The sequence below is a fragment of the Betaproteobacteria bacterium genome (assembly GCA_016713305.1).
Taxonomy (GTDB): domain Bacteria; phylum Pseudomonadota; class Gammaproteobacteria; order Burkholderiales.
In genome coordinates this window covers 1-24,504 of the sequence record JADJPK010000031.1, presented here as the reverse complement: position 1 = coordinate 24,504, position 24,504 = coordinate 1, and the positions used below count along the sequence as shown (strand labels likewise).

Annotated in this window: 18 protein-coding genes and 3 pseudogenes; 8 read left to right on the top strand and 13 right to left on the bottom strand. The window is 67.9% G+C overall.

From position 1 onward, the window contains the following. Positions 1-6: 6 nt before the first annotated feature. Both IPK20_22200 and IPK20_22195 read right to left on the bottom strand, forming a co-directional pair. Positions 7-423, bottom strand: coding sequence for a heme-binding protein (locus IPK20_22200; GenBank protein ID MBK8019126.1), 417 nt, complete (start codon positions 421-423; stop codon positions 7-9). 79 nt (positions 424-502) lie between these two features. Beyond that, positions 503-2,242 carry a pyruvate decarboxylase gene (locus tag IPK20_22195; protein MBK8019125.1) on the bottom strand — a complete coding sequence of 580 codons (1,740 nt, stop codon included), beginning with the start codon at positions 2,240-2,242 and terminating at the stop codon, positions 503-505. 291 nt (positions 2,243-2,533) lie between these two features. Here IPK20_22195 and IPK20_22190 point away from each other — a divergent pair, with 291 nt between their 5' ends. Then, on the top strand, positions 2,534-3,925 hold the full coding sequence (locus IPK20_22190) for a DUF560 domain-containing protein (protein MBK8019124.1): 1,392 nt from the start codon (positions 2,534-2,536) through the stop codon (positions 3,923-3,925). A 54-nt stretch (positions 3,926-3,979) separates the two neighbouring features. On the opposite strand, the gene IPK20_22185 is transcribed toward IPK20_22190, so the two are convergent. From IPK20_22185 to IPK20_22160, 6 genes are all read right to left on the bottom strand, one after another. Then, on the bottom strand, positions 3,980-4,324 hold the full coding sequence (locus tag IPK20_22185; protein ID MBK8019123.1) for an FKBP-type peptidyl-prolyl cis-trans isomerase: 345 nt from the start codon (positions 4,322-4,324) through the stop codon (positions 3,980-3,982). A gap of 79 nt (positions 4,325-4,403) precedes the next feature. Then, on the bottom strand, positions 4,404-5,099 hold the full coding sequence (locus tag IPK20_22180) for an ABC transporter ATP-binding protein (protein MBK8019122.1): 696 nt from the start codon (positions 5,097-5,099) through the stop codon (positions 4,404-4,406). 5 nt (positions 5,100-5,104) lie between these two features. After that, a complete protein-coding gene (locus IPK20_22175) occupies positions 5,105-5,863 on the bottom strand; it encodes an ABC transporter ATP-binding protein (GenBank protein ID MBK8019121.1) in 759 nt (252 codons plus the stop codon). Next, positions 5,860-7,134, bottom strand: a complete 1,275-nt coding sequence (locus tag IPK20_22170) for a branched-chain amino acid ABC transporter permease (protein ID MBK8019120.1) — start codon at positions 7,132-7,134, stop codon at positions 5,860-5,862. The genes IPK20_22175 and IPK20_22170 overlap by 4 nt, the downstream gene beginning before the upstream one ends. A 19-nt stretch (positions 7,135-7,153) precedes the next feature. After that, entirely contained in the window at positions 7,154-8,101 is a 948-nt protein-coding gene (locus tag IPK20_22165) for a branched-chain amino acid ABC transporter permease (protein ID MBK8019119.1), read from the bottom strand. A 77-nt stretch (positions 8,102-8,178) separates the two neighbouring features. After that, a complete protein-coding gene (locus tag IPK20_22160; protein ID MBK8019118.1) occupies positions 8,179-9,432 on the bottom strand; it encodes a branched-chain amino acid ABC transporter substrate-binding protein in 1,254 nt (417 codons plus the stop codon). A gap of 347 nt (positions 9,433-9,779) precedes the next feature. On the opposite strand from IPK20_22160, the gene IPK20_22155 reads away from it, so the two are divergent. Genes IPK20_22155 through IPK20_22145 form a run of 3 tightly spaced genes read left to right on the top strand, consistent with a single transcriptional unit; the run spans position 9,780 to position 12,127 of the window. Continuing rightward, the gene (locus tag IPK20_22155) at positions 9,780-11,402 is read left to right on the top strand and encodes a fatty-acid--CoA ligase (protein MBK8019117.1); all 1,623 of its coding nucleotides are present in this window, start codon (positions 9,780-9,782) and stop codon (positions 11,400-11,402) included. A gap of 41 nt (positions 11,403-11,443) precedes the next feature. Then, complete coding sequence (locus tag IPK20_22150; protein MBK8019116.1) at positions 11,444-11,746, top strand: DUF4124 domain-containing protein; 303 nt, start codon at positions 11,444-11,446, stop codon at positions 11,744-11,746. Positions 11,747-11,755: 9 nt separating this feature from the next. Further along, positions 11,756-12,127, top strand: coding sequence for a DUF4124 domain-containing protein (locus tag IPK20_22145; protein ID MBK8019115.1), 372 nt, complete (start codon positions 11,756-11,758; stop codon positions 12,125-12,127). Between the two features lie 152 nt (positions 12,128-12,279). On the opposite strand, the pseudogene IPK20_22140 reads toward IPK20_22145, so the two are convergent. Then, positions 12,280-13,888, bottom strand: a pseudogene (locus IPK20_22140) (FAD-binding oxidoreductase). A gap of 124 nt (positions 13,889-14,012) precedes the next feature. Here IPK20_22140 and IPK20_22135 point away from each other — a divergent pair. Further along, positions 14,013-14,480, top strand: coding sequence for a methylated-DNA--[protein]-cysteine S-methyltransferase (locus tag IPK20_22135; GenBank protein ID MBK8019114.1), 468 nt, complete (start codon positions 14,013-14,015; stop codon positions 14,478-14,480). A 105-nt stretch (positions 14,481-14,585) separates the two neighbouring features. After that, a complete protein-coding gene (locus IPK20_22130) occupies positions 14,586-15,587 on the top strand; it encodes a ketopantoate reductase family protein (GenBank protein ID MBK8019113.1) in 1,002 nt (333 codons plus the stop codon). Positions 15,588-15,642: 55 nt separating this feature from the next. Here IPK20_22130 and IPK20_22125 read toward each other — a convergent pair whose 3' ends face one another. Further along, positions 15,643-16,032 carry a RidA family protein gene (locus IPK20_22125; GenBank protein MBK8019112.1) on the bottom strand — a complete coding sequence of 130 codons (390 nt, stop codon included), beginning with the start codon at positions 16,030-16,032 and terminating at the stop codon, positions 15,643-15,645. A 179-nt stretch (positions 16,033-16,211) separates the two neighbouring features. On the opposite strand from IPK20_22125, the gene IPK20_22120 reads away from it, so the two are divergent. After that, positions 16,212-17,264: an SDR family oxidoreductase gene (locus IPK20_22120; protein MBK8019111.1), complete on the top strand. Its 1,053-nt coding sequence runs from the start codon at positions 16,212-16,214 to the stop codon at positions 17,262-17,264. A 1,123-nt stretch (positions 17,265-18,387) separates the two neighbouring features. Here IPK20_22120 and IPK20_22115 read toward each other — a convergent pair. Beyond that, positions 18,388-19,425: pseudogene (locus tag IPK20_22115) on the bottom strand (ABC transporter ATP-binding protein). Positions 19,426-19,525: 100 nt separating this feature from the next. Here IPK20_22115 and IPK20_22110 point away from each other — a divergent pair. Further along, positions 19,526-21,154 (top strand): iron ABC transporter permease, encoded by a 1,629-nt coding sequence (locus IPK20_22110; GenBank protein MBK8019110.1) that lies wholly within the window; start codon positions 19,526-19,528, stop codon positions 21,152-21,154. A 21-nt stretch (positions 21,155-21,175) separates the two neighbouring features. Here IPK20_22110 and IPK20_22105 read toward each other — a convergent pair. Together IPK20_22105 and IPK20_22100 are read right to left on the bottom strand one after the other, a co-directional pair. Continuing rightward, positions 21,176-22,208: pseudogene (locus IPK20_22105) on the bottom strand (extracellular solute-binding protein). A 216-nt stretch (positions 22,209-22,424) separates the two neighbouring features. Then, entirely contained in the window at positions 22,425-24,338 is a 1,914-nt protein-coding gene (locus IPK20_22100) for a cytochrome c/FTR1 family iron permease (GenBank protein ID MBK8019109.1), read from the bottom strand. Positions 24,339-24,504: the final 166 nt, after the last annotated feature.

Sequence of the window (24,504 nt, the reverse complement as noted above, 5' to 3'; positions counted from 1 at the left end):
GCGGCCTCAGACGCCGCCTTCCTTGCACAGCGAGGCCAGGTAGTCCGTGATGGTCTGATCTTCAGCGGAGGTCAGGCCGCTCACGCCGGCGGCGCCGATGAGATTGCCGGCCTCGTCGCGCAAGGGCGAGCCCCCGGGCAGCGCGGTCAGCAGCGGATCGCAGAAGTAACCGACCTCGATCTGCTCGCGGTGCAGGCGCGCCAGCAGCGCTTCCGTCGTCACGCCCATCCGCGCAGCGGTGTAGCCCTTGCCCTGGGAGATCTGGATGCTGCGCACGGGCGCGCCTTCCATGCGCGCGAACGACACGAGAAAGCCCTTCGAATCGCACAGCGCGACGCAGATGGGGCGGCCAAAGTCCTGCGTGGCCTTGGCGATGGCGCGGGCGGTCAGTGCGTGGGCCTGGGCGAGGGTGAGTTCCTGCATGGGGTGCTCCGTGTGAAGGTAGGACGAAGGGTTGCAGTGGCGTGCCGTCGATGACGGCGCGGAGTACAGGCGGCGAAGTCTACTGCGAGCGCTCCACCGGTTCGGCCGGCCGGCGCGGGAGCACGGCCGCGACGCTCGATTCGACGAGAATGAACTGCGGACCTTCCGCAGCCAGGGCAGCGGGTAGCCGGTCCAGTTCGTCCATCGTGCGGATGCGCGTGACGGCGAATCCGTAGGCGGCGCCGATGGCGGCGAGATCCGGATTCGCGAATGTCGTCCCGTTCACGCGGCCCGGATAGTCGCGCTCCTGGTGGATGCGGATGGACCCGTACATGCGGTTCTCCGAGACGATCACCTTGAGCGGGAGCCGGCGCTCGATGGCCACGGCCAGTTCGCTGCCGGTCATGAGAAAGCCGCCGTCGCCGACGAGGCACACCACCTGGCGTTGCGGATGGCGCAACGATGCGGCGACGGCGGCCGGAACGCCGAAACCCATGGCCCCGGCGATGGGGGCCAGCATCCGTTGCGGCGGCGCGAAGGGAATCACGCGGTAGGCGGGGGCGCCGAAGGTTCCGGCATCGAGCGTGACGATCCCGTCGGACTCGAGATGCTCGCCGACCGCGATGACCACCCGCTCGAACGGCACGCCGTCGTCCACGTCGAAGTGGCGTGGCGCGCGGATGCGGTCCCGTTCCTCGCGCAGCCGGCCAATCCACGTTTCGCGAACCGGGCCGGCCCAGGGCGAAGGCGCGGCAAGCGCGTTCATCAGCATCACCGGGTCGCAGCCGATCCCGAGATCCGCGCTGAAATGCGTGCCGATCACGGCGGGGTCCGCGTGCACGTGCACGACGCGCATCTCGGGCCGCACGAGCCGCGGGAATGTGTAGCCCTGGGTCGTGATGTCCGAAAGACGCGCTCCCAGCACCAGCAGCAGGTCAGCTTCGCGCAGCACCGAAAGCTGCCGCTCGGGATTTGCCAGCCCGAGGTCGCCGGCGTAGAGCGGATGGGCGTTGGGAAACAGATCGTGCCGGCGGAAGGACACCATCACGGGAACCTGCCAGCGTTCGGCAAATGCGCACAAGGTCTCGCGGCCCCCGGTTCGTTCCAGACCGCTGCCGGCGATGACGAGCGGGCGCTGGGCATCGCGCAGCCATTCGCCCAGCGCCACCAGATCCGAGGGCGCCGGGGCCGCGCGAACAGGCGGCTGGGGTGCCACGGCGGCCGCTGCGCACGGTGCCGTGAGGATGTCTTCGGGAATCGCGATCACGACCGGTCCCGGCACACCGGTGGTCGCCACGCGCAGGGCCCGCAGCATCGTTTCCGCGATACGCTCGGGTTCGGTGACTTCCGCCACCCACTTGGCGATGCCGCCGAACATGCGGCCGTAGTCGATCTCCTGGAAGGCATCGCGGCGCACGCACGACACCGGCACCTGGCCGACGATCAGGATGAACGGGACGCCATCCTGCTGGGCCGTGTGCACGGCGATGGACGCGTTGCTGGCTCCGGGGCCGCGGCTGACCAGGGCGACGCCCGGACGTTCCGTGAGGCGCGCATCCGCCAGCGCCATGAAGCCCGCGCCGGACTCGTGCCGGCAGACGACGGTGTCGACGTCGTCGCGTCCATGCAGCGCGTCGAGCAGGCCGAGGTAGCTTTCGCCCGGAACGCAGAAGACGCGGGAGATGCCGTGGGCGGCGAGGGTGTCGACGAGGCAGTGGCTGACGGTGCGCAACGCGGGACTCCGAAGGAACGCGGTGGACGAGGGAAGGGATGATTCTGCGATGCGATGCGCAGCGCAAGAGGAACGTGGGCGTCGCATGCCTCGGCGCGGCTCCGGGCCGATTCCGGTTGCCGCGGGGACGCGCGAATGCGTGGGAGCGCAGGAAAGCCGTGTCCCGAACGTGGCGGAGGCCGGCGGTTGCGCTCGCGGTTCTGCGCAGGGGCGCGCTCGAGGAATCGACAGGAACGGACCGCGTGGGCGGTACTGGCAAGGTCCGTGCTCCCGTCCGGGCGGTCGCGATGTCCGCGCGTGCATGCGCGCGGCTGCGTCCTCGTTCAAGTGACGCGCGCCGGATGGAAGGGACGACGGCTTCGAGCCTTGCCCGACCGGATGAAGACTCTCAACCCCATCGCCGATGGCCAGGACAGTGAACAGGGTTTCTGCCGTTTGCCTGAATTCGATGCCTCACCCGCCGTGTCCATGATCCGCCTTCGCGTGCGGACATGGCTCGCCTGTGCCGCCGCGGCCGCGACTTTCGGCGCCGCCATGGCGCAGGAAGCGGACTCGCGCGTGGAACCGCTGCGCCGGGCGATCCAGGAGGAACGCTGGGACGATGCCGAAACCGAACTGGCCTCGGTGCGCGGACGGATCGACGTCGACACCATCGACGTGCTGTTCCTCACGGGCATGCTGGCCCTGGGAAAACAGCAGCCCGAACGCGCCATCGACGCGTTCCGCCGCATTCTCGACCAGCGGCCGGATCTGATCCGGGTGCGGCTCGAGCTGGCGCGGGTCCTGTTCCAGACGAAACAGGATGCCGCCGCGAAGTACCACTTCGAGCGTGCGCTGGGTGGCGGGTTGCCGGAGTCCGTGCAGGTCAACGTAAGGCGCTATCTCGACGAACTGCGCCGCCGCCGGCTGTGGGCCCTGGATGTCGGCGTGGGCCTGCTGCCCGACAGCAACATCAACACGGGAACGAACCAGCAATACGTCACCATCGCGGGGTTGCCGTTCACTCTTTCCACGGAAGCGCGGGAAAAGTCCGGCGTGGGACTGCTGGCGTCCGTCTACGCCTCGCGAACCTTGCAGGTTTCGCCGCGTGTCCGGCTGCGGGCGTTCGGCAGCGTCCTGCGCCGCGACTACACCGACAGCCGCTTCGACGACATGATCGTCCGGGCGGGGGCAGGTCCGCGGTGGCTGTTCGGCAACGGCGAGGGCGGCTTCGCCCCGTTCTACGCGGAGCGGCGCTTCGGCAACGATCTGCTCAACCGGTCGGACGGCCTGCGATTCGACGGCACGTGGCAGACCGGCGCGCGCTGGATCACCGAAGGGGCATTCGAGTACCAGCGCATCAGTTATCCGAACCTTCCGAACCGGGACGGCGGGGTGACCTGGGCGTTTGCCGGCGTCCGCTACCTGCTGAGCCCGGAATCCAACGTGATGCTGGGGCTGGACTACTACCGGGACGCGGCACGCGACGCGGCGTTCCGCAACGAGTCCACGGGCTGGACGCTGGGGCACTTTCGCGACTGGCCGCGGGGGGTATCCACCTCGCTGACCCTGCGCCTGGCGGACACGCAGTTCGAGGGGCTGCAGCCGCTGTTCGGCGAATACCGCAACGAGCGATTCACGACGTGGGCCACGAGCGCGACCAAGCGGGACTGGGCGCTGTTCGAATTCGTGCCGACGTTGTCGGTGACCTACTACGACAACCGGTCGTCCATCGATTTCTACTCGTTCCAGCGCTGGCAGGTGCTGCTGGGATTCAACCGGCGGTTGTGACGGAAGTCACGGACGCTCCGCGCGAGCGTCCGCGCCTGTACCTGCCGGAGCTATCTATTCGATGCCCAGCAGTTCCACCTCGAAGACGAGAGTCGCGTTGGGAGGAATGACGCCGCCCGCGCCACGCGCACCGTAACCGAGCTCCGGCGGAATCGTCAGCTTGCGCACGCCGCCCACCTTCATGCCCTGGACACCTTCGTCCCAGCCCGAGATGACGTGACGGTGGCCCAGCGGAAAATCGAAGGGCTCGTTGCGATCCTTGCTGGAGTCGAACTTGGAACCGTTGGTGAGCCAGCCGGTGTAGTGCACGGTGACGTGCTGGCCCGCTTCGGCGGCCGGACCGTCGCCTTCCGTGATGTCCTCGATGATCAAGCCGGTGGAGGTGGTGATGGCGGCCATGGAAATGCTCCGTTTCTTGGGGAGAGGCAGGCGGGGGCGGTGAGGGTCCGCGGTGCGGATCCGGCCCCCGGGCGGAACGTCAGACCTCGAGCCACTCCTTGCGGACGGACTCGTTCGCCCGGAGGTCGTCGGGCGTTCCTTCGAACACGATCTGGCCGTGGCCCATCACGTAGACGCGCTGGGAGATCTTGAGCGCGATGGTGAGCTTCTGCTCCACCAGCAGGATGGAAATGCCGCGGTTCTTGATCTCGTCGAACAGATTCGCCACCTGCTCGACGATCTTGGGAGCCAGACCTTCGGTCGGCTCGTCGATCATGACGAGATCGGGGTCGCCCATGAGCGTGCGGCACAGCGTGAGCATCTGCTGCTCGCCCCCGGACATCACGCCGGCGGGCGCCTCGGCGCGCTCGCGCAGCCGCGGGAAGATGTTGAACATGTCCTCCATCTTCCAGCGTCCGGATTCCTTGCGGCCCTTCTGGCCCAGCAGCAGGTTCTGCCGCACGGTGAGGGACGGGAAGATGTCGCGGTTCTCGGGCACGTAGCCGAGCCCTTTGCGGGAGACCATGTAGGCCTTCAGGCCCATCATCTGCTCGCCCTTGAACACCACGGATCCGGAACCCTGGACCTGGCCCATGATCGCCTTGATGGTGGTGGAACGGCCGACGCCGTTGCGGCCCAGCAGGCTCACGATCTCTCCCTGCCTCACGTTCAGGTGAACGCCGTGCAGGATGTGGCTCTTGCCGTAGTACGCGTGCAGATCCTTGACTTCCAGCATGGCCGTCACTCGTGTTGTTCGGTGCCCAGGTACGCTTCCTGGACAGCCTTGTTCGCGCGGATTTCTTCGGGAGTGCCCGTGGCGATGACCTGGCCGTACACCAGCACCGAGATCCGGTCGGCGAGGCCGAATACCACGCTCATGTCGTGCTCCACCATCACCAGGGTCTTGCCCTGAGTGACGTTGCGGATCAGCGCCACGGCGTCCGCGGTCTCGGTGTTGCTCATGCCGGCCGTGGGCTCGTCCAGCAGGATCACCTCTGCGCCGCCGGCGATGGTGATGCCGATTTCCAGCGCGCGCTGCTCTGCGTAGGACAGAACGCCTGCAAGCGTGTCGCGGCGTTTGCGCAGGTTGATCATGTCGACGATCGACTCGCTGCGCTCGGCGGCGTCCTTGAGCGCGCCCACGCGCTGCCAGAACGAATAACGATAGCCGAGCGACCAGAGGACGCCGCACCGGATGTTCTCGTACACCGACATCTTGGGAAAGATGTTGGTGATCTGGAAGCTGCGGGCGAGACCGCGGCGGTTGATCTCGTTCGGCGGCAGGCCGGTGATGTCCTGCTCGTTCAGGAAGACCTGCCCGCTGGACACGGGAAAACGGCCGCTGACCAGGTTGAACAGCGTCGATTTGCCGGCGCCGTTGGGGCCGATGACGGCGTGGCGTTCGCCTTTCTCGATGGCGAGATCGACGCCGTTGATGATGGCGGTCTTGCCGAAGCTCTTGCGCACGGCGCGCAGTTCGAGGGCGGCGGGCATGCTCAGGCGCTCCTGCGGGCGTTGATCACGGCAGCGACGGCGTGCCAGCTGGATTTCACGTAGCGGCTGGCAGCCCACAGCAGGAGCCCGCCGGCGATCAGGATGCCGATGCTGACGATCCAGGGTGTCGCCGTCGCCGCATCGAAGGTGATGCCGAAGAGTGACATCCCGGTGCCGGACTGCTCGGCCTTGGTCTCGATCTGGTAGATCATCTCGACCAGCCCCACCACGCCGGCCAGCACCACCAGTCCTGCGATGGCGGCCGCGATGTACGAAGGAATGAGCCGGCGTACCTGGGAGACCTCCCACGCGCCCTTGTGCAGCGTGATCAGGCTGGCGATGCCGCCCGGCGCGAACAGGATCATCACGAGGAAGAACAGGCCGAAGTAGAGGAGCCAGGCGAGCGTGTAGTTCGACAGGGCCGACTGGATGAACGTGACCAGCATGGCGCCGATGACAGGGCCGAAGAAGTGTCCCACGCCGCCGATGAACGCCATCAGCAGCACGTTGCCTGAAGCCACGACACCGACGTTCTCGGCCGTCACCAGCTCGTAGTTCATGGCCGCCAGAGCGCCTGCGATGCCGGCGAAGAACGACGAGAGCATCAGCATGAGATAGCGGATGCGCGTCGGGTTGTAGCCGACGAAGCGCGCCCGCTCGGCGTTGTCGCGTACCGCGTTGGCCATGCGGCCCAGCGGCGTCTGCGTCAGCGCGAACATGGCCACCATGCTGACGAAGCACCAGCCGGCAATGAGGTAGTAGACCTGGATGCCCGGGCCGTAGGTGATTCCCATGAAGGGCTCGCCCGCGGCGCGGTCGGTGGAGATGCCGCCTTCGCCACCGAAGAACGTGGGGAACATCAGCGAACAGGCGGCCACCATCTCGGCGATGCCCAGCGAGATCATCGCGAAGGGCGTGCCCGAATGCTTGGTGGTGACGTAACCGAAGATGACGCCGAAGAACAGGCCGGCGGCGCCGCCGATCAGCGGGATCAGCGTGACGGGCCAGTGGAACGTTCCGGCGCCGATGCCGTTCAGCGCGTGCACCGAGAAGAACGCGCCGAGACCGAAGTACACGGCGTGGCCGAAGCTCAGCATGCCGGTCTGGCCCAGCAGCATGTTGTAGGACAGCGCGAAGATGATCGCGATGCCCATCTGGGACATCATGGAGATGGCGAAGCTCTGCTTGAACACCATCGGCATGACGATCATCACGGCGGCCGCGAGGAACCAGGTCAGCAGACGCTTGCCGTGAAGGAGGGGGCGGGGATTTGCCATGTCGTTCTTCTCGCTCGCCTCAGCCCTCGCGGGTGCCCATGAGGCCCTTGGGCCGGAAGATGAGCATGAGGACCATCAGGATGTAGGGCAGCACCGGTCCGGCCTGGGAGATGGTGACCTTCCACAGGTCGTACCACCCGGACTCCGGATTGGCCTCTATGCCCAGCTTGCCGAAGACCGTGAGCAGCGAATAGTCGAAGCCCACGGAAAAGGTCTGCACTGCGCCGATGATGAGCGAAGCGACGAACGCGCCGGCGAGCGAGCCCATGCCCCCGAACACCACGACGACGAACACGATGGTGCCGACGCTCGCCGCCATGCCCGGTTCGGTGACGAACGCATTGCCGCCGATCACGCCCGCAAGACCGGCGAGCGCGGCGCCTCCCGCGAAGACGGACATGAACACCCGCGGCACGTTGTGTCCCAGCGCTTCCACCATGTCCGGATGGGTGAGAGAGGCCTGGATGATGAGGCCGATCCGTGTGCGGGTGAGCGCGAGGTACAGGCCGATCAGCATGGCCACCGACACGAGCATCATGAACACGCGGTAGGCGGGATACTGGGTGGAGAAGATCGAGAATGCGGAGAAGTCCAGCACGGCCGGGATCTTGTACTCGACCGGCGCGCGCCCCCAGATGAGGTGGACGATCTCCTCGATGATGTAGGCGAGGCCGAAGGTAAACAGCAGTTCCGCCACGTGGCCGTACTTGTGGACGGTGCGCAGACCGTAGCGCTCGGTGAGCGCGCCCAGCGCGGCCACTGCCGCTGGCGCGATGACGAGTGCCGGCCAGAATCCGACGTAGAGACTCGTCTGGTAGGCGAAGTACGCGCCCAGCATGTAGAAGCTCGCGTGCGCGAAATTGAGCACGCCCATCATGCTGAAGATCAGCGTGAGCCCGCTCGACAGCATGAACAGGAGCAGTCCGTAGGACAGGCTGTTCAGCAGGGTGACAAGAAAGAATTCCACGCTATCGGTCCGACAGTGATGCTGGTCAAAACAAAGGGGCGTCTGCCTCGACGCCCCTTCCCTTGCGTGCTAACTCATCAGCCCTTCGGACGCTGGAACTTGCAGGTCGTGGGGAGCACGGTGTCCTTCGCCTCGATGCGGGCGTCGGTCTTGAAGCCGAAGCCGGTACGCTCGACGTCGAACTTCACGTCCTTGCCGTTCGCCTTGCTGAAGGTCGAAATGAAGATGGGCTGGATGAGCTGGTGATTCTCGGGCCGCATGTAGACCTCGCCCGTCACCTGATCCGCCTTCATGTTCTCCATCGCCAGCGCCACCTTGGTGGGATCGGTGGACTTGGACTGCTCGATCGAGCGCGTGAGCATGTCCACGGCAGTCATGATGGACGTCCAGTAGAAATCATCCTTCGAGTCGGGGAAGCGCTTGCGGTAGGCCTCCACCTCGGCGTTGGTGCGGCTGCCGCCGATGTTGGAGTGGAACACCGTGACCTGCTTGAGGTTGCCCACGCCGGCTTCGCCGATGACGGGCGGAGTGCCCAGGCCGCCTGCGTAGTACGTGAAGAACTTGGCATGCAGACCGGCATCCTTCGCGGCCTTGATGAGCAGGGCGATGTCGTTGCCCCAGTTGCCGGAGATCACGGCGTCGGCGCCGGAGGCCTTGATCTTGGCCACGTAGGGCGCGAAGTCCTTCACCTTGCCCAGCGGGTGGAGGTCGTCGCCGACGATCTCGATGTCGGGACGCTTCTTGGTGAGCATGGCGCGCCCGGCCTTGGCGACGGACTGGCCGAAGGCGTAGTCCTGATTGATCAGGTAGACCTTCTTGATGTCCTTCTGCTGCGCCATGTAGTTGGTCAGCGCCTGCATCTTCATGTCGACGTCCGCGTCGAAGCGGAAGTGATAGAAGTTGCACTTGTCGTTGGTGAGGCTCGGGTCGACGGCCCCGTAGTTCATGTACAGCACGGTTTTCTCGGGCTCGCGGGAATTGTGCTTGCCCAGGGCTTCGGACAGCGCAATGGCCACCGAGGAGCCGTTGCCCTGCATCATGTAGCGGATGCCCTGATCGACGAGCTGCTTGAACACGAGTTGCGCTTCCTGCGGGCTCGTCTTGGTGTCGAAGGGAACGACTTCGATCTTCTGTCCCATCACGCCGCCTTTCGCGTTCACGCGATCGGCCGCGAACTGCAGATGGCGAAGGCCCACTTCGCCCACGTTGGCGAACGGACCGGACAGGCCTTCGAGATAGGCGATCTTGAGCGTCTGCGCCTGGGCTGCGCCGGAACAGAGTGCAAAAACCGCCGCGCCGATAGCCGTGGCTCGGATGACTTGCTTCAGCATTGAACCTCCCCCTCCAGAGTCTGGTCGCTACACGAATGGTGCCCGGCGGACCTGCCGGACCATGCACTCAACGGCGCCTTCGGATCCGCGCTGACACGCATTCCTGAGGGGTCTCTGAGGTGGCGGGCATCGATCGCATCGACTTCGCCAGCGTGGACCCGACCTTGGTGCATTCATCCCGATGCTGCGCACACGCCGCAGCCCGGGCAAAAGAGCGCCGGATTTTGCAGGATCGATTCCGCGATGTAAATGCGATAACGGATGCTGCGATGCAGCACGCCGGGAGCGCATATGCGACTGATAAACTGCGGGCATTCACGTTCGCATTGCAGCATGGGAGATTCGCGATGTTCGGTCAGATGATGGACCTGCCCCTCAACATCAGTACGCTGATCCGCCACGCGGATCGGTACCACGGCGATACGGAGATCGTGTCGCGCATGATCGAGGGAGGCATTCACCGGTACACCTACCGTGATGCGCACCGCCGCGCGCGGCAATTGGCCAATGCATTGCACGCGCTGGGCGTGAAGCCGGGCGACCGGGTGGGAACGCTGGCCTGGAACGGGTTCCGCCACTTCGAGATCTACTACGCGACTTCCGGCAGCGGTGCGGTGTGCCACACCATCAATCCGCGCCTGTTTCCCGAGCAGCTCACCTACATCGTCAACCACTCCGAAGACACCTGCGTGTTCTTCGATCTCACGTTCCTGCCGCTGGTGGAGAAGCTCGCGCCGCTGTGCAAGGCGGTGCGTGGCTGGGTCGCGATGACGGACAAGGCGCACATGCCCGCCTCCTCTCTCGATCTGCTGTGCTACGAGGATCTGCTCAATTCGCACTCCGATCAGTTCGAGTGGCCCGAACTCGACGAACGCTGCGCATCGTCGCTCTGCTACACCTCGGGGACCACCGGCAATCCCAAGGGCGTGCTGTACAGCCATCGTTCGACGATCCTGCATGCCTACGGCGAGTGCCTGCCCGATGCGCTGGGACTCTCCGCACTTGATGTCGTGCTGCCCGTGGTGCCCATGTTCCACGTGAACGCGTGGGGCCTGCCCTACACCGCGCCGATGTGCGGCGCGAAGCTGGTGTTTCCCGGAGCGCAGCTGGATGGTGCGAGCCTGATGGAGTTGTTCGAATCCGAGAAGGTGACGTGCTCCGCCGGCGTTCCGACCATCTGGCTCGGACTGCTGAATCACGTGAAGTCGAACGGCCTGCGATTCAGCACGTTGAAGCGCACCGTGATCGGCGGCTCGGCCTGCCCGCCGGCGATGATCCGCACGTTCGAGGACGAGTTCGGCGTGCGCGTGCTGCACGCGTGGGGAATGACGGAGATGAGCCCGCTCGGTACGGTCAGCACGCTCAAGAGCCGGCATGCGGACTGGTCGCACGAGGACAGGCTGTCGCTCCTCAACAAGCAGGGACGCGTGGTCTACGGCGTCGACCTGCGCATCGTCGACGACGAGGGCAAGGAACTCCCCCGCGACGGCAAGGCATTCGGCGATCTGCACGTTCGCGGTCCGTGGGTGTGCCGGGAGTATTTCAAGGGCGAAGGCGGAGATCCCCTGGTCGACGGCTGGTTTCCCACGGGGGACGTGGCCACGCTCGATCGGGACGGTTTCGTGCAGATCACCGACCGGTCCAAGGACGTCATCAAGTCGGGCGGCGAGTGGATCAGCTCTATCGACCTGGAGAACACCGCGATGGCGCACCCGGCAGTGGCCGAGGCGGCCGTGTTCGGCGTGACGCACCCCAAGTGGGACGAGCGGCCGCTGCTGGTCGTGATCAGGCGGCCGGGCGCCGAAGTGTCCCGGGAGGAGCTGCTCAAGTTCTTCGAAGGCCGTGTCGCTAAGTGGTGGATCCCCGATGACGTGGTTTTCGTGGAAAGTCTTCCCCACACCGCGACCGGGAAATTGTCCAAGACCAGGCTGCGCGAGGACTTCCGCGGATACAAGCTGCCGACCGCGTGAGAGCGATCCTTCGCGAAGCGCTCAAGACCACGGAGGTCGACATGCTTTTGCGCCCCATCGCGCTGGCCGCGATGCTGATCGTGACCCTGCCGGCGCAGGCCGGCGTGTTCAAGTGCAAGGGGCCCGCGGGCAACGTGATCTATTCCAACGAACCCTGCGAGAACGTGGGCGCGAAGAAGGACAAGGCGCTCAACAAGGCGGTGCTGCAAGGTAACCAGATGCGCATGCGTCCGCGCCCCGCCCAAGGCGACGGTTCGGCGCCGGAATTCGGATCGGGGTCCAGCTACCAGGGCGCGGCGCCTTCCAAGGGCGGCGCGGGCGACCCGCGTAAGGACCAGGACTGACGCGCGGCCATGACGACGCGCAGCCTCGTGTCGACGGTGTCCGGCGCGGCCTTGCTGCTGGCGGCGAATGCCGCTGGCGCCGGCGTGTACCGCTGCACCGACGCGACCGGCCAGACGCTCTATTCCAATTCGCCCTGCGAGACGCAGAGCGCGAAGACCGCCAAGACCTTCAAGAAGTCGGAGCTCAAGCCCAACAGCATGAAGATGCCCAAGGCGCCGCCGCCGGAGAAGGAGAAATCCGACGGGCCCGGGGGTCTCATTGGATCGTTGCGCCAAAAGCCCATGGATGCCGAACAGCTCATCCGGGAAGGCGATCCGGACGCGCATCCGAAGGGCGGTGTGCGCCACCCCGTGCTCGAGAAGCTGACGGGCAGGAAGTAGCGGTACGGCATGTCGCCGTTCCCCGGCCGCTCCCCTTCCTGCTGCGGTCCTTCCGGCAAACCGGCGGCTCATGCCCCCATCCGATATGGTCTGCCGACGTCCGCATCGGCGCGTCACCCTCGCGGTGACCGGCAAGGGGCGGATCCCTCTCTTCACTCCGGATCGATCAGTACCCCTGGATTGAGCAGCCCCTTGGGATCGAGCGCGCGTTTGGCGGCGCGCAATGCAGTCGCGAAGACGTCCGGCCGCTGACGGTCGTACCAGGGCCGGTGATCGCGCCCCACGGCGTGATGATGGGTGATCGTTCCTCCGGCACGCATCAGCGCATCCGACGCGGCCGTCTTGATGTGCTTCCACTGCGAGAGTTCATCGCCGCGCCGCGCCAGGGCATAGAAGCTGAAGTACGGCGCCGGACCGTCGGGATACACGTGAGTGAAGCGGCAGCTCACACGGCCTTCACGTCCGGTGGCGTCGCGGATCGCCTGCCTGACCGATGAGGTGACGTCGCCGTAGAGCGAGGCGAAGCGCTCCCACGTGATGGAAGTCTCGAAGGTGTCGTACATCACGCCCAGCCCCGTGAGCACTTCGCGGTAGTAGGGCGCGCGCAGGAATGCGTTGCGCCAGGCGCCGCTTTCGCCCGCGCGATGTCCGTCGGACGGGACGCCTGCATCCGCGTCCCATTCGCCGCCGTGGTCCGCTGCGATCTCCAGCACGCGGCGCATGGGTGCGTCCACGGAGTGATCGGCGTTCTCGAACGCCAGCACGAGAATGTGACGCGTGCCGTCGCCGGCGCGCGTCATGCCGGCTTCCTCCGCATCCACCAGGCGGCAGTTCGAAGGATTCAATCCCGACTGCGCAATCGCGCGCACGGCCTCCACGGCCTTCCACCAGTCCGAGAAGCGCACGGCCGTTCCGGCCCGGTACAGCGGCCGGGGCTGAAGGCGCATCCACGCCTCGGTGATGACACCCAGAATGCCTTCGGAACCGATGAACATCCGATCCGGGCTGGGGCCGGCGCCGGAACCCGGCAGACGGCGCGATTCTCCGGCACCGGCGGGGGTGATCACGCGGACCGATTCCACGAGGTCGTCGATGTGCGTGTGGATCGTGGCGAAGTGCCCGCCGGAGCGGGTGGCGATCCAGCCCCCGAGCGTCGAGTACTGGAACGACTGGGGGAAGTGGCGCAGCGTGAGCCCGTGCGGCTTCAGTTGCTCCTCGAGGCCGGGCCCGAGCGCACCCGCCTGAATGCGCGCGGCGCGGGAGACGGGGTCGACTTCCAGCACCCGGTCGAGCGCCTGCATGTCGAGGCTGATCACGCCCGCGTAGCGGCCGCCGACGTCGCACTTGACGCCTCCCACCACCGAGGATCCACCGCCGAACGGAATCACGGCCGCGTCGACGGCATCCGCGTAGTCCAGGAGGGCGACGATGTCGGCCTCGTCGCGCGGACGGGCTACGAGATCCGGCGGCGCGGGGAAGTGACGGGCGAAGGCCCGGACGCTGTCGGGATAGGACTTGCCGTAGGTGTGGATCAGGCGGTCCTCGAGGTCGTTCGAGGTGATGGCCGAGAGGGCTGCCGGTGCCTTGAGCCGGGAAGGACGCAGCACGATCTCGTCCGCCCGCGGCGGGGCCACTTCGCCTTCGAAGCCGGGGACTGCCAGTCTGTCCGCCATGAAGCGCACGAGCGCATCGCGTTCCTCCTGCGTGACCGACTCCGTCCACCGTGCCCCAGCCCCAGAACTTGTATCTGCGCGCGGCCATGCGGGTCCTCCCCCGGGTTCGTCATGGGTGACAATGCGGCCTGTAGTATGAGCCCGCGCACTCGGCGTGGCGCAGGAGGCGATGGACGGTGCGGTACGACTATGTGGAGACGCCCCTGGGGCGAATGCTGGTCATGAGCGACGCGGGCCGTCTGGTCGGCCTGCACTTTCGCGAGGACCGCCATCAGCCGATGCTGGAGCAGGCCTGGACGCGGGACTCCGGCGATGCCGTGATCGAGCGCACGCGGTATCAGCTCGCCGAGTACTTCGCGGGAACGCGGCGGGAATTCGACGTGCCGATGGAGCCGCGGGGCACGCCCTTCCAGCAGCGCGTCTGGACCGTCCTGACGGGGATTCCTTACGGCACGACCACCACCTACGGCCGCATGGCCCGGCGGCTGGGACAGCCGACGGCGACGCGCGCCGTGGGGGCGGCGAACGGCCGCAACCCGATCTCCATCCTCGTGCCATGCCACAGGGCCATCGGGGCCGACGGGTCCCTCACCGGCTATGCCGGAGGGCTCGAACGGAAAAAGGCGCTGCTGGAACTGGAGCAGGCATGGGGCACGCGGACGGGGGATCTCTTCGCCTGATCTTTCGCCACGGGGATGCCTGCCGGAGATCCGGCATCATGGGGTCAACGGGCTCCGGCCGGTGAGGCGAATCGGCAGGACCCTTTCGAAAACTCGGAGGAGCACATGAAGATCTGCATGATCGGCGCCGGCGCCATGGGAGGCGTCTACGGCGGCCTGCTGGCAAGAACCGGTTGCGACGTGACCCTGCTGGATATTCGCGCAGATCACGTCGCGGCCATCGAACGCGACGGACTCAAACTGGTGGGCATACGCGGGGAGCACGTAGTCCGGCTTCCTGCCGTGTCGTCGGCGGAAGGACTCGCGCCGATGGACATGGCCATCGTCTTCACCGACGCGAACGCGACGGCCGATGCCGCGCGCACGGCCCAGGCCGTGTTGAAGCCCGAGGGTTTCGCCATGACGCTGCAAAACGGCATCGGCAATGTCGAGGCGCTCGTGGCGGTGCTGGGCACTGCGCGTGTGGTGGCCGGCGTGAGCATGAACAGCGCGGCGTGCCCGGCGCCCGGTTGCTCGGCCTACACCAACCAGGGAATGACGTCGATCGGCGAGCTGGACGGCCAGGATACGAAGCGCATCCGGGACGTCTGCCGCATGCTGAACGACGCGCAGATCCCGGCGGAAATCGTCCCGGATCCCATGGCGTACGTCTGGGGCAAGTTCGTTCTCAACTGCGGCGTCAACGCGCTGACCGCGGTGACGCAGCTGCGCAGCGGCGACATGTACCGGGTTCCGGAAATGAACGAGCTGCAGCAGCACGTGATCGACGAGATCCTGACCGTCGTGAATCGCAAGGGAATCCGTCTGCCCGACGAAGATCCGCGCGGCACGATCCGCGACCACTGCCGCATCCGCTTCAACAAGCCGTCCATGATGCAGCACATCGAGCAGGGCCGCCGCACGGAGATCGACGCGATCAACGGCGCGCTGGTCCGGGAGGCGCGTGCGCTGGGCATTCCGGTGCCGTACAACGAGGCGGTCGTGGCGGTGGTGAAGGGGCTCGAGAAGAGCCGCCGTCAGCAGTTGCACGAACCGCCCATCGACTACGCGGAGCGCGAGGCGCAGGCCGAAGCGGAATTCAGGGCCGAGGGGGGGAAGCCGCATTGAAGGGACGAGGGATGTCCGGTCTTCAAGGCGGCGGGGATCGGCCCGCCGCCGGAACTCAGCGGACGGCGACCGCTTCCAGTTCGATGAGCATCTGCGGCCACACGAGGCCCGAGACGAACGACAGCATGGAGGCGGGTCGATGAGCGCCCAGGTGCCGCTCGCGGATGTCGCGGTAGGCCGCCACGTCATCGCGGCGCGTGAGGGTCTGGGTGAGCTTCACGATGTCGTCCACGGACATGTCCGCCGCGGCGAGGATCGCTTCGAGGTTCCGCCAGGCGAGGTCGGCCTGGGCCGCGAAGTCCTCGGGCACGTGTCCCGTCTGCGCATCGAGGCCCGGCGTGCCCGACACGTACAGGGTTCGCATGCCCTGGCTATCGGTGACCTCCACGGCGTCGCTGTACTTGCCGATGCGTGCTGCGATTCCCGCCTGGATGCTTCGTTGCATGACAGTCTCCGTTCGTCGGTGGCAGGGAGCGGACCGTGGATTGCGTGTCCGTTCGGTGGCAGGCATTGTAGGCGCCCGGCGCAGTCCGGCGGACGAAGTGTTCTGTCTCACCGGCTGCCTGAGCCGCGGTCCGCTGCGATCGCGGTGCGCCACGCCCGCCCCGGGCCGGGAGTGGTCCGATGACGAAGCGCACCGCGGTGGTGGCCGGCGCGACCGGCGTGGTGGGCCGGACCCTGGTCTCGCATCTGCAGTCGCAGCCCGGCTGGAACGTGATCGCCGTGTCCCGCAGGCCGCCGGAGAACGCACCGCGTGTCCGGCACGTGCCGATGGATCTTTCCGACGCGCAAGACTGCGGGCGTCACGCTTCCCTGCTTTCGGCTGCCACGCACGTGTTCTACTGCGCGTTCGTGCAGGATCCCGATCCGGAACGGCTCGTGGCGCGGAACAGCGCGATGCTCGCGAACCTCGTGCAGGCAGTGCAGGGCAGCGGAGCCCCGCTCGAGCACGTGCACCTGGTGGAGGGGACGAAGTGGTACGGGAGCCATCTCGGTCCGTTCACGACGCCGGCGAAGGAAGGGCACCCGCGTCACGCCGGCCGGAACTTCTACTTCGACCAGCAGGACTGGCTCGACTCCGCGCAGCGCGGCAACGGGTGGACATGGTCTGCCGTGCGTCCCCATGCGGTCTGCGGATTCTCGCTGGGCAGCCCCATGAACATCGCCCTGGCGATCGCCGTCTACGGCACGCTGTGCCACGAACTCGGGCTGCCGTTCTCCCATCCGGGTCCGGCAGAGAACTTCTCCAGGCTCTACCAGCTGACCGACTCCGGCTTGCTTGCTCGGGCGATGACGTGGATGGCGACGGAGGAGCGGTGCGCCAATCAGGCATTCAACGTGACCAACGGCGATCTCATCCGGTGGTCCAATCTGTGGCCGCGGCTCGCGGACTTCTTCGGAGTGGAACCCGGACCGCAGCAGCAGTTCAGCCTGCGTGAACGGTTCGGGGACAAGTCGGCCGTGTGGGACTCGATCGTGGCGGCGCATGCCTTGCAGCCGTTGCGCTACGAGTCCATTGCCGGCTGGGGCTTCGCCGATTTCGTGTTCGGGTCGACCTGGGACATCGTGTCCGATACGGGCAAGGCCCGCCGACACGGGTTCTGCGAGTCCGTGGATTCGGAGGAGATGCTGCTGCGGCTGCTGCAGGAGTTCCGCAGCAGCCGCGTGATTCCGTGACCGGGGCGGTGAGCCGGCGGAGGCCGAACCGGTCCGGCGGTCGGCGCGGCCGGCCGGCCCCCCCCCCCCCCCCCCCCCCCCCCCCCCCCCCCTTTTTCCCCTTCCCCCCCCCCCCCCCCCCCCCCCCCCCCCCCCCCCCCCCCCCCCCCCCCCCCCCCCCCCCCCCCCCCCCCCCCTCCCCCCCCCCCCCCCCCCCCCCCCCCCCCCCCCCCCCCCCCCCCCCCCCCCCCCCTTTTTCCCCCCCCCCCCCCCCCCCCCCCCCCCCCCCCCCCCCCCCCCCCCCCTTTCCTCCCCCCCCCCCCCCCCCCCCCCCCCCCCCCCCCGCCCCGCCCCCCCCCCGCTTTCCCCCCCCCCCCCCCCCCCCCCCCCCCCCCCCCCCCCCCCCCCCCCCCCCCCCCCCCCCCCCCCCCCCTTGCCCCCCCCCCCCTCCCCCCCCCCTCCCCTTCCCCCCCCCCCCCGGGTTTCCCCCCCCTTTCCCCTTTTTGGGGGTGTTCCCCCCCCGGGCTTTTTTTTCCCCCCCCCCCCCCCCCCCTTTTCCCTTCCCCCCCCCCCCCCCCCCCCCCCCCCCCCCCCCCCCCCCCCCCCCCCCCCCCCCCCCCCCCCCCCCCCCCCCCCCCCCTTCCCCCCCCCCCCCCCCCCCTTCCCCCCCCCCCCGCTTTCCCCCTCCCCCCCCCCCCCTTTTTCCCCCCCCCTTCCCCCCCCCCCCCCCCCCGGGCGCCCCCCCCCCCCCCCTTCCCCCCCCCCCCCTTTCCCCCCCCCCTTGCCCTTGGCCGCCCCCCGGCCCCCCCCCCCCCCCCCCCCCCCCCCCCCCCCCCCCCCCCCCCCCCCCCCCCCCCCCCCCCCCCCCCCCCCCCCCCCCCCCCCCCCCCCCCGCCCCCCCCCCCCCCCCCCCCCCCGCCCCCCCCCCCCCCCCCCCCCCCCCCCCTTCTTCCCCCCCCCCCCCGCGGCCCCCCCCCCCCCGCCCTCGGCCCCCCCCCCCCTTCCCCCCCCCCCCCCGCCCCCCCCCCCCCCCCCCCCCCCCCCCCCCCCCCCCCCGCCAGGCCCCGGGCCGCCCCCCGCCCCCCGCCCCCCCCCTTCCCCGGGTCTCGCCGCCGCCGCAACCCCCCGCGGGGCCGGCGCAGAGACGGACGCCGACTTGCTGGCCCGGCTCGCAGATCCGGGAACGGGGCAGCCGGGCCAGCACGGTCTCGCCGCTGGACAGCTTCACGCTCGCCAGCAGGGATCCGCCGCGGAACGCCGTGGCGATGATCACCCCGCGGTGCTCGCTCGCGGCCTCCAGTTCCACATCCTCGGGGCGCACCAGGATGTCCACCTCCGGAGATGCGGGTGCGCCGCTGGCGGTGTCGACCCGCCCGATGCAGGTGTGCACGCCGCGATCGTCGCACCGCCCGCGAAGGAAGCTGCCTTCGCCGATGAAATCCGCGACGAATCGGGTGGCCGGAGCATCGTAGAGACGGACCGCGCTGTCCCACTGAACGAGCTGTCCTTCATGCATGACGCCGATGGTGTCGGCGAACGCGAAGGCCTCGAGCTGATCGTGCGTCACCAGGATGGCGGCGGCACCCTCGTGCAACAGCACGCGGCGAAGCTCGCCCGCCAGATGTTCCCGCAGCGAGATGTCCAGACTGGAGAAGGGCTCGTCCAGCAGAACCAGGCGAGGCCGGGGGGGCAGGGCGCGGGCGAGGGCGACCCGCTGCTGCTGTCCACCGGACAGTTCGTGCGGATAGCGGCTCTGGAGTCCCTCGAGTCCCACGAGAGACAGCAGCGACGCCACGCGGCCTGCCGCTTCGGGCGAACGATGGCGCGCCAGGCCGAACGCCACGTTGCCCGCAACCGTCAGATGCGGAAACAACGCGAAATCCTGGAAGACCATCCCCAGACGGCGATGCTCCGGGGGCACGTGGATCCCGGACGCCGAGACCGGTGTCCCTTCGAGGGCGATGCGGCCCCGCTGTGCCATTTCGAATCCGGCGATCAGTCGCAGGAGCGTCGTCTTGCCGCAGCCCGAAGGGCCCAGCAGCGCCGTGATGGCACCCGCGGGGAACGAGAGCGAAACGTCGTGAAGAACGTGCTGGGCGCCGAAAGCGTGAGACACGTTCTCCACGGCGAGCAATGCGGGTGTGCCGGACTTGGCAGGAGCGGAAGCGGTGGCGGAGAACACGGCGCGATTATAGGGACCGGGTGGACGGGATTGGGTCGCCGGTTGCGATCGCGCGGGCGGGACCTACAATCGCGCTCCTCCGTTTTCCATCGGGCTCCCCGTGTTCCGAACCGCCGGTGTGCAGGCAAGGGCCCTGCCCTGGGTCATTGCCCTTCTGGTTGCCGTGCCCCTGCTGAGGCTCGTCGTCACGGCAATGACGGGAACAGCCGGCGGACCGTCCGCAGGCATCGGCGAACTCGGCTTGTCGCGCTATGCCCTCGTCAGCGGCCAGCTCGCTCTGGGCGTGGTGGCCGGAACGGTCGTCATCGGCACGCTCACCGGCTGGGTCTGCGCGCATTTTGTCTTTCCCGGAAGCCGGGTTCTCTCCTGGCTGCTGGTGCTGCCCATTGCCGTGCCCGGCTACGTGGTGGCCTACGCCTACGCCGATCTGCTGCAGTTCTCCGGTCCGGTGCAGACCTGGATGCGGGAGACCTGGGGGCTGCAGCCCCGGCAATACTGGTTTCCCGAAGTGCGCAGCCTGGGCGGTGCCATCGCGGTGTTCTCGCTCGTGCTCTTTCCCTACGTGTATCTGCCCGCGCGCGCCGCATTCCAGAGCATGCCCCGCAGCCTCGTGGAGGTGTCGCTGCTGTCGGGCGTGTCGGGGGCCGCGCTGTTTCGCCGCGTGACCCTGCCGCTTGCCTGGCCGGCGATCGCGGCGGGGGCCTTGCTCACCGTCATGGAGACGCTCGCGGACTACGGGGCCGTGTCGCACTTCGCGGTGGACACCTTCACGGTGGGCATCTACAAGGCGTGGCTGGGATACGGCGATCGTGCTGCCGCGGTGCGCTTGGCGCTGGTCCTGCTGATTGCGGTGGCCGTGCTGCTCGCCGCGGACGCGAAACTGCGGGGCCGCCGGGCCTTCACGAACCGGCGCTCCCCCGGTGCCATCGTGGTGCCCAGCGTGGCAAAGGGGCCGGTTGCGGCGGCATGCGTGGCCGTCTGTGTCATTCCCGTGGTGCTGGGCTTCGTGCTGCCGGTGGGTGCGCTCGGATATCTCGCATGGAACGAGTTCGACCCGGAGGCCTGGCCCCGCTACCTCCGGGCCGCACGAACGAGTTTCGCCACGGCGGGGATCACGTCGCTGGTGGTCGTGCTCGTGGCGCTCGTGCTCGTGTACGCACAGCGTGCCGGACGCAGCGGGCGGGTGGCCCTGCTCAACCGGTTCGCGTCGATGGGGTATGCCGTGCCGGGCGCCGTGCTCGCCATCGGCATCCTCATTCCGCTCGCGCGGTTCGACAACTGGCTGGACGCCTGGGCGGAACGTGCACTGGGCGTCGACACCGGCCTGCTGCTCACCGGCAGCGCAGCGGCGCTGATCTACGCGTACGTCGTGCGTTTCCTCGCGATCGGCCTGGGGAACGTCGGGGCCGGATTCGAGCGCGTCACGCCGCACATGGACGACGCCGCGCGATCGCTCGGCACAAGCGGCGCGCGGCTGCTGGCGCGAGTGCACCTGCCGCTGGTCTGGCGCGTGCTGGCCATGGCGGCGCTGCTCGTGTTCGTGGATACGCTGAAGGAACTGCCCGCCACGCTCGCGCTGCGGCCATTCAACTTCGACACGCTCGCCACCCAGGCCTACCACCTCGCCAAGGACGAACGGCTCGCGGAGGCAGCCGTTCCTTCCCTGGTGATCGTGGCCATCGCCGTATTGCCCGCGATGCTCGTGACGCGGATCACCTCGTCGAGGTGATCTTCCCGGACCGGATCGGCGTCAGCGCCAGCCGGCGCGTTCGACCAGCTTCTGTGCGAGCGGGGTGCGCGCAGCGATCTCCGCGATGGTGAGCTTGTCGGCCTTGAAGGTGCCGAGCGACTCGAGTTCGGGGTTTCGGGCCACGGCCGTCTTCACGACGGGCCATTCGTTGTTGCCGTTGGCGAAGTAGGCCTGCGCCTCGTCGCTCGCGAGGTATTCGAGGAACTTGCGCGCGGCTTCCTTGTTCGGCGCATTCTTGAGAACGCCGCCACCGGACACATTGATGTGGGTGCCCCAGTTGGCCTGATTGGGCCACACGACCCCCACCTTGTCGACGACAGCGCGATCTTCCGGCTTCTTCGAGCGCATGAGCCGCACGAAGTAGTAGGAGTTGGTGAGCGCAACCGCGCATTCGCCGGAGGCCACCGCCTTGATCTGATCCGTGTCGCCGCCGCGCGGCGGCCGCGCCATGTTCGCCACCGCGCTCGCGCGCCCACTGTTCCGCCTTCTGCTCGCCGTCGTGGGCGATGACCGAGGCCACGAGCGAGAGCATGTAGGGATGGCTGCCCGGGCGAGTGCAGACGCGACCCTTGTTGCGTGGCGAGGCCAGATCCTCGTACGTCTGCACGTCCTGCGGGAAGACCTGCGCCTTGTTGTAGACGATGATCCGGGCGCGCGTGGAGAACGCGAACCAGGCGTTGGCAGGGCTGCGCAGTTCGGCCGGGATCTTCGCGGAAAGCACGGGCGACTTGAGCGGTTCGAACAGGCCGGCGCTCTCTGCCGCCTGCAGGCGGGACGCGTCGACGATCAGAAGGACATCCGCCGGGCTGTTCGCACCTTCGTTGCGCAACCGCTCGAGGAGCGCTTCGTCTCCTGCCTCGATCCGGTTGATCCGGATGCCGGTCGCCTTGGTGAAATTGGCGTAGAGCGCCTCGTCGGTATCGTAGTGACGTGCCGAGTAGAGATTGAGCACCTTGCTGTCCTGGGCGTGCAGCGGAGAAGCAAGACAGGACAGGGCGGCGAGCAGTGCCGCGGCAATGGAAGATCGGGTCATGTGTGTTCCGGTTCGGGAAATCGTCGTCGGTCGACAAGGGTGGACAGGGTGATGCCGATGCGAGAGTCGCTCCGCACGTCCGGGCAGCGGCACGAACGGTCCACGGAAGGCGCCCGATGATGCCGGCCACGGTTCCGAACGCGCCGGCATGCGATGCGACGGTCGGGATCTTCGCGCCCTCCGTTTCCGCGCAAGCCTCCGTGGCGATCGCGCGCATCAGGCGGATCTGCCTCTGGCGTTGTTGAAAAAGATCGCGATGATGAGCGCCACCAGGATCACCTGCAAGCCGATGCTCTGGATGTTCGGATAGATCCCGAGCCAGGGTATGGCAGGCACGCTCAAGGGATCGACGGGAAGCTTTCCGGCCGCCTGGAGGGCGGCCACGCCCCGGCCGGCGAAGACCACGGCGAAGGCGGCGAGCAGGAAGGAACTGGCGCCGAACACGATCCCCAGGGGCAACCTGGCACTGGTGCGCACGATGATGAAGGCCAGGGCGAACAGGACCGCGCAACCGGCGGCAAAGCCGGTCAGCACCGGCGTGGTATCGCCCTGGGTGAGCAGCGCCTGATAGAAGAGCACCGTCTCGAAGACTTCGCGGTACACCGCCAGGAACGAGATGACGGCGAGGCCCCACAGCGTGCCGCGCCCCAGCGCTCCGGAGACCTGGCTGCGTATGAAGGCGGACCACCGCTGGCCGTGGCTCTTCGAGTGGAGCCAGAAGCCCACGTACAGCAGCACCACCGAGGCCAGCAGGGCGGTCACGCCTTCGGTGACTTCACGCTGGGCGCCGCTCACGTCGATGATGCGGCTGGCCACCCACCACGTGAGCACGCCCAGCGCGATGGCCGCGATCCAGCCGCCATGCAGGTAACGCAGGCCATCCCGGCGTCCGGTTCGCACCAGGAAGGCCGCCATGCCTGCGAGCACTAGCAGCGCTTCGAGGCCTTCGCGGACGATGATCACGAACGAAGAGAAGAACTGCCCGCGTGCCGAGGGAGTCGCTGCCTGCAGCTGCCGCTCCACCTGCGCGAGGCCATCGGCGATGCGGTCGTGCCGCTGGCGCAACGTGTCGATGGGATCGCCCGCGCGGATGGCGTTGCGGAATGCCAGCATCTCTCCCTCGAGCCGGGTTCGCGCCGGCGGGTCGATGCTGTCGATCTGGGCTTCCGCCAGCTCGAATCCGTCCAGATAGGCCGAGATCGCGAATTCGTAGGCCTGCGAGGCGTTGCCTTCGCCGTATGCGGCGAGGCTTCGCTGGAGATGTGCCCGCGTGCGTTCAAGAGGGGAGGACGCCGCAGGCGGTGTGAGTGCGCGAGGTTCGCTGCGCAGGAACGCCAGCACCGCGTAGCCGTCTTCGCCGGCCGCCGTCCGGATCGAGTCGGGTGTGGCCAGGACGAGCGTGTCGAGATCGGTGAAGCGCGCCTTGCCGATGCCGCGTTCCCATAGTGACTTGCCCTGCGCAATGACGGGCGCCGGGTAGAGGAGACGGCTCGCATGGAACGCCAGTGCCCACCGGTCCGGTTCCGGGAGATCCGTGAAGGCAGGCATCGACGTTCCGTCAACTCCCTGCGTGATCGTGGAATACAGTCCCCGAACGCTGCGCCGTCCGTGGCGGGCGGCGTCGTGAAAGTTGGTCGGGCGGGGGTCGAGTTGCGCGGCAGAAGGGCCGTCGCCGCGGCCTTCCTCGCCGTGACAGGCCGCGCAGCGCTGGCTGAAGAGCGACTTCGCGCGGGACAGGTCCGGTGCAACGGATGGTGCCACCGTGATCCCGTACGCCGAGATCAGTGCCGCCTTGATGCGTCCGGCCTGTTCGGTCACCGCCGATCCTTCCACCTTGGCCGCGATGGCCGCGGCCAGCGAATCCGACTCCTTGAGCAGTTCCGCCTTGCGCGGGTTCTCCGGCAGCTCCCGCAGCAGCGAGGCGACACGGGCGCTGAACTCGACCTGCTCGGAATACTCGTTGGCATCCAGTACCTGCCCGTCCCGCACGAACTGCGGGTATTCCACGGCGATGTAGTCGAGCAGACCGAGGGCGGCGGAGGGACTGCGCTCGCTGGTGTCCGCCCGGGAAACGCAGACGAGCGACATCGCCAGAAGGCAGGAGAAAAGCAGCGTGCGGATGTTCAACATGGAGATGGCATCGCGAATCGGCGGGTGGTGAAACAGGACTTTCCTCTGGCAGTCCGCCGCCGGAATAAGTTCGGAGCGGCGGAATGGGACAAACCGGGCGGGTCAGAACGGTCCATTGCCATTATAAATGAGAACGATTATCATTATCGAAATTATCGTCTGGAGG

Bases quoted from the DNA above. Each gene is read 5' to 3' on its own strand.
- IPK20_22130 (MBK8019113.1), top strand. From the start codon at position 14,586: ATGAAGATCTGCATGATCGGCGCCGGCGCCATGGGAGGCGTCTACGGC.
- IPK20_22155 (MBK8019117.1), top strand. From the start codon at position 9,780: ATGTTCGGTCAGATGATGGACCTGCCCCTCAACATCAGTACGCTGATC.
- IPK20_22135 (MBK8019114.1), top strand. From the start codon at position 14,013: ATGCTGGTCATGAGCGACGCGGGCCGTCTGGTCGGCCTGCACTTTCGC.
- IPK20_22190 (MBK8019124.1), top strand. From the start codon at position 2,534: ATGAAGACTCTCAACCCCATCGCCGATGGCCAGGACAGTGAACAGGGT.
- IPK20_22100 (MBK8019109.1), bottom strand. From the start codon at position 24,338: ATGTTGAACATCCGCACGCTGCTTTTCTCCTGCCTTCTGGCGATGTCG.
- IPK20_22170 (MBK8019120.1), bottom strand. From the start codon at position 7,134: ATGGCAAATCCCCGCCCCCTCCTTCACGGCAAGCGTCTGCTGACCTGG.
- IPK20_22195 (MBK8019125.1), bottom strand. From the start codon at position 2,242: ATGCGACGCCCACGTTCCTCTTGCGCTGCGCATCGCATCGCAGAATCA.
- IPK20_22200 (MBK8019126.1), bottom strand. From the start codon at position 423: ATGCAGGAACTCACCCTCGCCCAGGCCCACGCACTGACCGCCCGCGCC.
- IPK20_22145 (MBK8019115.1), top strand. From the start codon at position 11,756: ATGACGACGCGCAGCCTCGTGTCGACGGTGTCCGGCGCGGCCTTGCTG.
- IPK20_22120 (MBK8019111.1), top strand. From the start codon at position 16,212: ATGACGAAGCGCACCGCGGTGGTGGCCGGCGCGACCGGCGTGGTGGGC.
- IPK20_22150 (MBK8019116.1), top strand. From the start codon at position 11,444: ATGCTTTTGCGCCCCATCGCGCTGGCCGCGATGCTGATCGTGACCCTG.
- IPK20_22180 (MBK8019122.1), bottom strand. From the start codon at position 5,099: ATGCTGGAAGTCAAGGATCTGCACGCGTACTACGGCAAGAGCCACATC.
- IPK20_22160 (MBK8019118.1), bottom strand. From the start codon at position 9,432: ATGCTGAAGCAAGTCATCCGAGCCACGGCTATCGGCGCGGCGGTTTTT.
- IPK20_22125 (MBK8019112.1), bottom strand. From the start codon at position 16,032: ATGCAACGAAGCATCCAGGCGGGAATCGCAGCACGCATCGGCAAGTAC.
- IPK20_22185 (MBK8019123.1), bottom strand. From the start codon at position 4,324: ATGGCCGCCATCACCACCTCCACCGGCTTGATCATCGAGGACATCACG.